At 69.9% G+C, this 9,898-nt stretch carries 9 protein-coding genes; 3 read left to right on the forward strand and 6 right to left on the reverse strand.

Annotation, left to right across the window (positions count from 1 at the left end):
• Positions 1-68: 68 nt before the first annotated feature.
• Positions 69-707: a LysE family translocator gene (locus tag ACN6LB_RS17275; RefSeq protein WP_445026746.1), complete on the reverse strand. Its 639-nt coding sequence runs from the start codon at positions 705-707 to the stop codon at positions 69-71.
• 286 nt (positions 708-993) lie between these two features.
• Between ACN6LB_RS17275 and ACN6LB_RS17280 the strand changes: the two genes are divergently transcribed.
• Complete coding sequence (locus ACN6LB_RS17280) at positions 994-1,692, forward strand: TetR/AcrR family transcriptional regulator (protein ID WP_445026682.1); 699 nt, start codon at positions 994-996, stop codon at positions 1,690-1,692.
• Between the two features lie 52 nt (positions 1,693-1,744).
• Positions 1,745-3,268: an FAD-dependent oxidoreductase gene (locus tag ACN6LB_RS17285; protein ID WP_445026683.1), complete on the forward strand. Its 1,524-nt coding sequence runs from the start codon at positions 1,745-1,747 to the stop codon at positions 3,266-3,268.
• A gap of 91 nt (positions 3,269-3,359) precedes the next feature.
• On the opposite strand, the gene ACN6LB_RS17290 is transcribed toward ACN6LB_RS17285, so the two are convergent.
• The 5 genes from ACN6LB_RS17290 to tap form a co-directional block, all read right to left on the reverse strand.
• Positions 3,360-4,556, reverse strand: coding sequence for an NAD(P)/FAD-dependent oxidoreductase (locus ACN6LB_RS17290; RefSeq protein WP_445026684.1), 1,197 nt, complete (start codon positions 4,554-4,556; stop codon positions 3,360-3,362).
• 114 nt (positions 4,557-4,670) lie between these two features.
• On the reverse strand, positions 4,671-5,681 hold the full coding sequence (locus tag ACN6LB_RS17295) for a sigma-70 family RNA polymerase sigma factor (RefSeq protein ID WP_445026685.1): 1,011 nt from the start codon (positions 5,679-5,681) through the stop codon (positions 4,671-4,673).
• A gap of 83 nt (positions 5,682-5,764) precedes the next feature.
• The gene (locus ACN6LB_RS17300) at positions 5,765-6,163 is read right to left on the reverse strand and encodes a hypothetical protein (RefSeq protein WP_445026686.1); all 399 of its coding nucleotides are present in this window, start codon (positions 6,161-6,163) and stop codon (positions 5,765-5,767) included.
• A gap of 106 nt (positions 6,164-6,269) precedes the next feature.
• Positions 6,270-6,827, reverse strand: coding sequence for a telomere-protecting terminal protein Tpg (tpg, locus tag ACN6LB_RS17305; RefSeq protein WP_356147888.1), 558 nt, complete (start codon positions 6,825-6,827; stop codon positions 6,270-6,272).
• A 4-nt stretch (positions 6,828-6,831) separates the two neighbouring features.
• Positions 6,832-8,961: a telomere-associated protein Tap gene (gene tap, locus ACN6LB_RS17310; RefSeq protein ID WP_445026687.1), complete on the reverse strand. Its 2,130-nt coding sequence runs from the start codon at positions 8,959-8,961 to the stop codon at positions 6,832-6,834.
• Between the two features lie 329 nt (positions 8,962-9,290).
• Between tap and ACN6LB_RS17315 the strand changes: the two genes are divergently transcribed.
• Positions 9,291-9,815: a cupin domain-containing protein gene (locus tag ACN6LB_RS17315; RefSeq protein ID WP_445026688.1), complete on the forward strand. Its 525-nt coding sequence runs from the start codon at positions 9,291-9,293 to the stop codon at positions 9,813-9,815.
• Positions 9,816-9,898: the final 83 nt, after the last annotated feature.

Raw genomic sequence — 9,898 nt, forward strand, 5'->3', positions numbered from 1 at the left:
CGTTGTCAGAGCTCTTGGACGCGCTCACGGTGAGTGGTGCGCACCCGGCGGAGGGTGCGGATGCCGGGTCAGTCCTTGCTTCCCGTCGCGGCAACGGTGACGCCGAGGCCGATCATCGTGAGCCCGCCGACTCCTCCGACCAGGGAGAGCCGCTGAGGTGAGCGGGCAAACCAGTCCCGTCCGGTTGCCGCGATCAGTCCCCACAGACTGTCGGAGGCCACTGCGATGATGTTGAAGACCAGCCCGAGCAGCAGCATCTGAACCATGACGTGTCCCTGGCCGCGGTCGACGAACTGCGGCAGTACGGCGGCGAAGAACACCATGGTCTTGGGGTTGGCCACGCCCACGGCGAACCCCTCCCACAACGTCCGCAGGCCGCCCCGTGGGGCTTTGTCACCGGTGAACGCGGCCTGTAGCGAGCCGCGTTGCCGCCACGCCTTGACACCCAGATACACCAGATAGGCAGCACCGGTCAGTTTCAGCACCGTGAAGACGAGAGCGGAGCGCTCCACGATCGTTCCGATTCCGAGAGCCACGGCCACGATGAGTACATAGGCGCCCAACGCGTTCCCCACGACCGTCGTCAGGGCGGCACGCCGCCCCTGCGCCAACGCCCGCCCGATCACGAAGAGCACGCTGGGCCCGGGGATCACTATCAGCAGAAACGACATAGCCGCGAAGGCAAGCAAGCGTTCAGCAGGCACCATGACGCCCATGAAAGCACGGCCGACTTCACTCCTCAGCCCCTTTTCACGGGCAGAGCCCCGCAGCGCCACACCGTAGCCCCTTCCTTGCGTTGAGTGATCTCAGGTCCGGCTCCGGCACGCATCCTGGATGCCGTTGATGATCTTCGGCAGTCCGCCCGTGAGGTGCTGAACATCAGCCCTCGGCAAAGCAGTTGGAAGGGGCGGGCGGGTCGGGGTGGTTCTGACGGCCGCATTTGGTTCAGTGCTCCAAATTGGTTTAACGTTCCAAGTGTGGCACGATCGAGGCATGGCAACACGAGCGCGCCGGGCACAGCGGCGCAACCAGGTGCTCTCCCGGGACCACATCATCGATACCGCCGTCGAGCTGCTGGACGCGGGCGGCGAGGGTGCGCTGACCGTCCGGGCGCTGACCGAGCGCCTGGCGACCGGGGCCGGGGCGATCTACTACCACGTGGGCACCCGGGACGAGCTGCTGGATACGGCGACGGAAACCGTCATCACCGCGGCACTGGCGGCCGCGCCCGCCCAGGCTTCGGCCACGCCCGCGGAAGAGATCCGCGTCGTCGCACTGGCGCTCTTCGACGCGATCGCGGACCACCAGTGGCTCGCGACACGGCTGACCCTCCAGATCATCCGAAACCCGATGGGGGCGGTGACGGTGGGGATCTACGAGAGGGTCGGCCGGCAGGTGGGCGCCCTGGGCGTACCGCAGGGTGTCTGGTTCGACGCGGCCTCGACGCTCGTGCACTACATCCTTGGCGCCGTCAGCCAAAACGCCCGGATCGACGGCGACACCTCAGGCGTCACGCCCGACGCGGACCGCGAAGAGTTCCTCGACGCAGCGTCGACGGCATGGCAGGAACTCGACCCCGACGACTATCCGTTCATGCACGCCATCGCCGTCCAGATGCGCGAGCACGATGACCGCGAACAGTTCCTCACCGGCATCGCCGTCGTCCTCGACGGCATCACCAGCCTGCGCTGACCGACCGAATCCGCACGGGTCTGCCGCTGATCGTTCCAGAAGGGAATTCCTGATGCACGACGTAGTGATCGCGGGCGCCGGCCCGGTCGGCCTGTTCCTGGCAGGCGAGCTCGCCCTGACCGGCTCTCGCGTCCTGGTGCTCGAGCGGGACCAGGAACCCACCTCGCCACTGAAGGCGCTCCCGCTGGGGCTGCGGGGCCTGACCGCAGGGTCCGCCGAGACGTTCTACCGCCGCGGCCTTTTGGAAGCGATGGCGAAGGCTTCCGGCGTCAACGCGGAGAAGGTCGGCGCGGACCCCGAAGCGGTCGAGCCGCCCGCGCCTCGTGACCTGAGCCATTTCGCGGGCATGGCGCTCGACGCGGCCACCATCGACGCAGCCGCCCTTCCCTTCCGGCTGCCCAGTCCGGCGATGGAAGGCTTCATGACGAGCCTGGAAACGGTGACGACGGTACTGGCCGAGCAGGCCGCCGCTCTCGGTGTGGAGATCGTCCGGGGCGCTCCCGTCACGGCCGTGAGCCAGGACGACGAGGGCGTTGTCGCCACCGCGGGCGGGCAGGAGTACCGGGCGCGCTGGCTGGTGGGATGCGACGGGGGGCGCAGCGCGGTACGCGAGCTCACGGGCTTCGAGTTCGTCGGCACCGAGCCGCTGTTCACCGGCTACGTCGCCAAGGTCACCTTCACCGACCCGCAGCAGCTGCCCCTCGGGTTCAACCTGACACCGAACGGCATGTACCTGCGCACGCCCTTCGAAGGACACCTGGGCATGATGGACTTCGACGGCGGCACCTTCGACCGCTCGCAACCGCTGACCCGCGACCACCTCCAGACGGTCCTACGCCGCGTCTCCGGCGCCGATGTGACGCTGGACGAGGTCCATCTCGCCTCCAGCTTCACCGATCGCGCGATGCAGGCGCCGACGTACCGCAGGGGTCGCGTTCTGCTCGCCGGCGACGCCGCGCACGTCCACTCCCCTCTGGGTGGCCAGGGGCTCAACCTCGGCATCGGCGACGCCATGAACCTCGGCTGGAAGCTCTCGGCCACCGTGCACGGACACGCGCCCGACGGCCTGCTCGACAGTTACACCAGTGAGCGCCACCCCGTCGGCGCATCGGTGCTCGACTGGTCCCGAGCTCAGGTGGCGACCATGAAGCCGGGCCCCAACGCCCCTGCGCTGCGCCAGCTGGTCCGTGACCTGATGAGCACCCCCGACGGAGCAACCCACGTCTACCGCACCACATCGGGGCTCTTCCACCGCTACGACCTGGGACACCGGCATCCGCTCATCGGCCGGGCCGCACCGGACTTCCGCTTCGACGACGGCACCCGCCTCGGTGACCTGATGCACCGGGGCCAGGGCGTTGCGCTCGACTTCAGCACCGACCGCGCGCTGCAGGGCGCCGCCCAGGGGTGGGAAGGCCGCATCCGGTACGCGTCCGGCCCGGTGCGCAACGACCTGGGGCTGGCCGCCGTACTGATCCGACCCGACGGCGTCGTGGCCTGGGCGGGTGAGCACGCCCCCGATCACGACGCGTTCGCACAGGCCGCAACCCACTGGTTCGGAGCCCCGGAGAAATAGAGCGGCCGGTCGACCATCAGCAGTGTCCAACTCGCCTTCGTTCCGAGCCTGTTCGGTGTCGAGAAAGGCTCTGCGGAAGGTGGCAGGTGCTTCACGCCGCGACCCGTGCCGTCCCCTGTGCCGCGGCCCGGTCGGCCGCCACCCGTCGCCGTCGTACCGGAATGCCCAGCGTCGGGTTGGCGACGCCCCAGGCCGCGCCCTTGCAGACCAACTCCTTGTAGCGGGCCGCGAAGCGGCCGGTCAGGGCGCGGTCCACGGAGCGGTCGTCGGCGGTGACGAACTGGATCAGGCCCTGCGTGCGGCCGAGGGAGATGCACTGGTTGAAGTAGCGCAGCGGGGCGTTCGGCAGCTTGCCGTCGGTCAGGCGGGCGGCGATGGAGTCGGCGGCCTGCCAGGCCATGGGGGTGCCCGAGGCGCAGGACATGCGCAGTGGCTTGTCGCCTGCGCCCAGTGCGTGGCCGGCGTCGCCGATCGCGTACACGTCCGGGTGCGAGACGGAGCGCATCGTCGCGTCGACCACGATGCGGCCGGTGTCCGCGAGTTCGAGGCTGGTGGCCGCGGCCAGCGGGTGGACCGCGAAGCCCGTGGTCCAGACAGTGACGGCAGCCGGGAGGGTCCGGCCGTCCGCGGTCGTGACCCGGTCCGCCGCGACAGCGGTCACCGAGGCGTTCTCGTGCACCGTGATGCCGAGCCTGTCGATGACCTTGCGCAGGTGCGCGCGGCCCTTCGGGGAGAGCCAGTCGCCCAGTTCGGCGCGCGTGGCGAGCGTGATGTCGAGGTCCGGGCGGGCCTCGGCCACCTCCGTCGCGAACTCCAGGCCGGTCAGGCCGCCGCCCACGACGAGCACCGTCTCGCCCTCGGCGAGACGGCTCAGGCGCTCGCGCAGCCGGAGCGCGCCGGGGCGGCTCGCGATCTGGTGGGCGTGCTGGTCAACTCCCGGGACGCCGTTGTCGTTGCCGCTGCTGCCGAGGGCGTAGACGAGTGTGTCGTAGGCCAGTTCCTCCGTGCTCTCGGCGCTCTGCACCGCGACCGTCTTGCTGTCCACGTCGATCGATGTGACCTTCGCGAGCTTCAGCTCGACGCCCGTGCCCGCGAACATGTCGCTCAGCGGGCGCGGCTTGAGCTCCTGGCCCACGGCCAGCTGGTGCATCCGGACCCGCTCGACGAAGTCGGGTTCGGCGTTGACGAGGGTGATGACGACGTCCTCACGGCGCAGCCGCTTGGCGAGCCGGCCTGCCGCGATCGCTCCGGAGTAGCCGGCGCCGAGGACGATGATCCGGTGCTGCATTTTCCTGCTCCTGTCTGCGCGGGTCCGGAGCCTTGTGGCCCGGTCACGCCCCTTGAACCGGGCAGCCCTCCGATTCCTGACAGGAGACGAGAGTGACCTGCGTCACACGACGGGTCAGAGGGCTTCGGTCAGGACCGGAGGTCCGAAATCGCCCGCCGCCCAGCGCTGTGTCGCGCGTTCCAGCTTGTCCGGGTTGACCTGGCTGCGGACCGCGACGATGCCCTCCTGCGTCCGCTCCAGGCACATGATGCCGAAGACCCGCCCGTCGACCACGGCGACGACCGCGGGGCCGCCGTTGGCCGTGGCGGCGTAGAGGTCGGGCGAACCGCCGACCAGATTCCGCTTGGCCTGGGCCGGCTTGAACAGCCCGCGCAGGAACTTCGCCACCGCGCGTGCGCCCTCGAAGGCACTGGCCCGGGCCGGCACCTTCCCGCCGCCGTCGCCGACCGCGATGGCGTCCGAGGTGAGCAGTTCGATCAGCGGCTGGGTCTCACCGCTGGTCGCCGCAGCGAGGAACTCCTCGACGATCCGGCGCGCGACCGCCTCGTCGATCTCGACCCTCGCGCCGCCCGAAGCACCGCCAAAAGCGGCCCCGCCGACGGCAGTTGCGTCGGAAGCCGCCCGCGTCCTGCCCTGCGCCACATGCTTCTTCGCGCGATGGAAGATCTGCTGGCTGGCCGCCTCACTGAGGTCCAGGATCTCGGCGATCTCCCGGTGGGAGTACGCGAATGCCTCGCGCAGCACGTACACCGCACGCTCGTTGGGCGAGAGCCGCTCCAGAAGGACCATCACGGCGTACGACACCGACTCGCGCTGCTCGGCCGTCTCCGCCGGGCCCAGCATCGGGTCCCCTTCGAGCAACGGTTCGGGCAGCCACTGGCCGACGTAGGTCTCGCGGCGCGCACGGGCCGACGTGAGCTGGTTGAGGCACAGGTTGGTGAGCGCCTTGGTCAGCCAGGCCTCGGGCACCTCGATGCGCCCGACATCGGCGGCCTGCCAGCGCAGATACGTCTCCTGCACGGCGTCCTCCGCCTCGCTCGCCGAGCCGAGCATGCGGTAGGCGATGGCCTCCAGGCGCGGCCTGGCCGCCTCGAACCGGTCCACGTCACTGAAGGTCAGGGCCATGCCAGGATCTTAGTGCCGCATCAGGCAACGTTCACACGGCTTGACGGCCACGCGCCCCGGGAACAGGTCAGGAGGCGCGTCAATCACTCCTCTGCGCCTAGCCACCGTCGGTCTGTCAGTGCTCGGGTCAGTTCGGCGTCGTACTGATCGGCGTCGAAAGAGAACGCCGGGGGCCGCACCTTGTCAACGGGCACCTCCCAGTCGGACCACTCCACGATCCCGCCATGACGCTGCACGAACACGGACAGGTAGCCACAGCATCCGCCCGTGCACTCAGGTTCGCCCAGCACGACGCGTCGCTCCTCGCCGGTCGCCCAGAGGGGATCGTGACCGCCGCCGGGCAGCACGTCCTCCGCAAACAGGCCGCGGCCTCCCTCTCCGACCGCCTCTGCCACCACTTCCTCGCCGTCGATCCGGAACTGCAACTGCGCAGCCCATCGGGGGCCCGGTGGCAACACACTGACCTCAAGCCGGTTGAACACCCGAGCACCCTACGCTCGGCGATCTTTGTGACAGCAGGCGCACCTGTGCGACAACCATGGTGCTCCGATTCGAGACAGTCGAGCGACCGGCGTTCACTCCGTCTGCTCAGAAGTCCAGGTCCAGGTAGTCGATGTCGTTGATGGCCACATCCGAAATCCCCATGGCGCGGCTTCCGCCGTCCTGGAAGTAGATGTCCTTGAATCCTTCGGCGATGATCCGGCGCATCTCCTGGTCGCCGGCGCCGGCGTCGCGGGCGTCGAACAGCCGCTGTGCGTATGCCGCGGGAAGGTGGACGGTGAGGCGGCGGAAGCGGCCGTCGTCGGTGGTGCCGATGGGGGCGGTGTAGCCGAAGCGGGCTCGTGTCTCCACGGTGATGCCGCCCGTGGCGGCGGCTTGCTTCCGCCGGCGTCTGCGGACCTGCGGCTGCCAGCGGGATCGCACCGCGGTGTCGATCTTGGCGGCGATGTCCTTGGGCGGGTTCTTCCTGGCTCCGCGCCGGTAGCGGTTCACCGAGTCGGCGGTGACGCCCAGTTCGGCTGCGACGGCCTTCGCGGTGCCCAGCTGTTTGAGCAGGTAGTTGATGCGGGCCGGAAGTGTCTTGGGCGGTTCGCGGGTGAACGCTTCCCGGTCGGCGCGTTCGATCGCCTCGTCGATCTCTCCCACGGCGCTACTCTCCGTCGTCCAGGACGGCGTCGCCGCCCTTGATGTGGCGGGCCGGGTTGAGGCCTTGTTCCATCAGGTCGACCGCCCAGGCCAGGTCCTGGACGCCCTCGAGTTTCGCCAGGCCGGGGGTGGGGCCGAGGCGGAAGCCGCCGGGCTGGGGCTTGCCGGAGGCGCTGTAGGGCAGGAAGTCCAGCGGGCTGCGGCCGGGGGTGGGGTAGACGACGCAGTCGGACAGTACCGCCAGCGGGTAAAGGCCTGTCATCTTGGCCATGTTGGCCATTTTGCGGTGCATGTTGACCCGTGCTTTGGAGATGACCGCGGCACGGATGTCGGGGCGCCAGGTCGGGCGCTCCAGGGCCGGCCACCGTTCGCCCTGCTGGTAGTGGCGGCCTTGCGGGCGCTCGCGGAGCTTGCCGACGCCACCCTTGATGGTGGCCTTGATCGCCGCGAGGACCGCGGCCATGGCCGGGTCGGCCTGCTTGTGCCGCTCCATCGCCGAGAGGAACTCCTGGTCGGTGAGGTCTTTGGTGACGCCGAGGTCGGCGAGGGTGTCGACGTAGGCGGTCTTGAGCCGGTCGTGCCAGGGGTCCAGGTAGGCGCCCGTCTCCCTGCGCAGGTATGCCTCGATCGGAGCGACGTTGTAGCCGAGTTCCTGGGCGTAGGCGACGGTATGGGTCTGGTACCAGGCCGGACCCTGAGGCCGGATCCCGGACGGCGTGAACGGCGAGGGGAGGCGCGGGTCCACCTCGATGTGGGACAGGTCCACGAACCAGCTGCCGGGAACCTTCGGGTTGAAGGGCGGGCTCACGAGGTGTTCGGGGCCGGACAGGCCCACTGTCAGGCGGGCCGCGGCCGCGAGGAACGCGGTGTTCAGGTCCAGGCCGACCGCGTACGGCAGCGTCGCCTCCTCGCCGGTGAGCAGGTCGACGTCACGCACCCACTGATATGCCTCCTCGTCCAGGAAGCCGCCGGTCCAGCCGGAGTTCACGACCACCGGGTGTTCGCCGGTGGCCTCTGGCGGCGCCGGGTCGACCGGCTCGGTGCCCAGGCTGCCGGGGTTGTGGCCGGGGACCCAGTTGCCGGTCGCGTGATCCTGAACGGCTCGGGTGGGCGGGCGCAGCGCGGTCATCAGTTCCAGCCCGGACACGGCCGTGCTGCCGCGCGGTGTGAGGACACGCAGCGCATAGGTGCCCAGCACGCGGGCAACGTCGGCCGGTTCCATCTCGGCGACTCCCGGCCAGGAACGCGCGTCGAGCGCGTCCCAGGAGAGGATCGCCAGTTGCACGCACTGCCGCTGACCCGCCTGGGCGGGTCGGTAGATGCGGGCCCAGGGGCCGAAGCCTCGCTGCGTGAGACTCCATTTCGCCTTCGTCACCTGCTTGACCACTGGATGGTCGGCGGGCAGGCGCAGGGAGCGGCGCTGCTCGTGGCCCTCCAGGTGTTCGGGAAGGCCGAGTTTCACCGCGGCGGCGGCGGTGAGCACGATCAGCGGGTCGGCGTCCTTGCCGTTGCGGTGCAGTTTTGCGGCGCCGAGCCCCGACTCCTTGAGCGTCCACTCCACCAGCTCCGGGATGGTGGTGGCGGAGCAGTGGAGCACGAGGCCTGCGCTCCCGTAGGCGGAGCCGTCGCTGTCCAGGACGGCGAGCGGGCCGTGCGGGAAGCGCGGGTCGGCGGCGGGCTCGGCCGCCTTCGTCGCGTGCGAAGGCCGGGAGGGCATCGCCCGGCGGGCGTCCGGGCGCTTGAGGGGGGCCGGGGCGACAGGCGCCTTAGCCGGCGCGGTGGCTTCCGTCTCGGGCGTCTCGGGAGCGGGAGCCGGGTACGTCTTCGAAGCCGGCTCCGGTCGGGGCGCGGGCGGCGAGGCGGGTGCGGTCGCGGGCGTGCCGTGTACGGGGTGTTTTGCAGCCCAGCCGTTCAGCAGTCGCTGATACGCCTCCAGTCGGGGGGACTTCGGCTCGCTGCGGCCGTTCTCCCAGTTCTTGACCGACTGGGTCGTGGTCTTCAGCGCGGTCGCGAGGCGGGCCTGGGTGATTCCGGCGGCCTCACGCAGCCGGGCGCGTTCCGCTGGATGCGGGAGCTGTGGCTCCGCCTCCAACAGCGCGTCGACCGACGCGAACAGCTCTTCCTCCGATGCCATATGCCACTACCTCCACACCGGACACTAGCAAGGTGCTCACCCAGGTATTTAACCTCCTCCTTTAACCCGCCCCCAGAACATTCGGGGTGTCGCGACAAACTTCTCCGGACGCATTGTTCCTGACCGGGCTGCCCCTGCTTCTTGGGCACCGCAGTGTTCTTCAGCATGGTCTGATCCGCGGCTGGGTTCCCGTCGCTCGCCTCCGTCCGCGAAGTGCGGCTCACCTTCGAGGCGGCGTGGACGGCCTGGTGAGTTGAGCAGATTGACCCATGCCTTCGACCCTCAAATGCACCCTTCTGCTGGTCGGTTGGCCTCCTAAAGTCGTAGTCATGACGACGAAGACGAATGAGACCGAGCAGACCCGGACCGCGGGCTTCACCCCGCTCCTCACCCGCGCGGCCGACGCCGAGACGACCCGGGACCCCAGCAGCGTCATGACACTGCTCGCTGACTCCGGCCACACCGGTGGGCGGCTCACCAGCTACCGGTCGACGTTCGCCGAAGGCGCGATCGGAGCGCCCGCCCACCTGCACACCAAGGCGTCCGAGATGTTCTTCGTGATCGACGGGGCGCTCCAGGTACTGGTGGGCGAGGAGATCACCGTCCTGGAGGCGGGCGACCTCCTCGTCGTGCCGCCGCACACCCCGCACGCCTTCGCCGCGGCTCCCGGCAGGACCGCCGACGTCCTGTTCGTCTTCACCCCGGGCGCCGGCCGCTTCGACTACCTGCGCCTCCTCGGCCGGGTGATGCGCGGCGAGGCCGACCCGCAGGAGATCAAGGACTCCTCGGAGCGGTTCGACAACCACTACGTCGACAGCCCGGCATGGCGCGAGGCACTCGCCGCGCGCAGCTGAGGCCCGCCGGCGGGGGGGGGGGGGGGGGGGGGGGGGGGGGGGGGGGGGGGGGGGGGGGGGGGGGGGGGGGGGGGGGGGGGGGG

Source organism: Streptomyces sp. SAS_270, assembly GCF_052543295.1.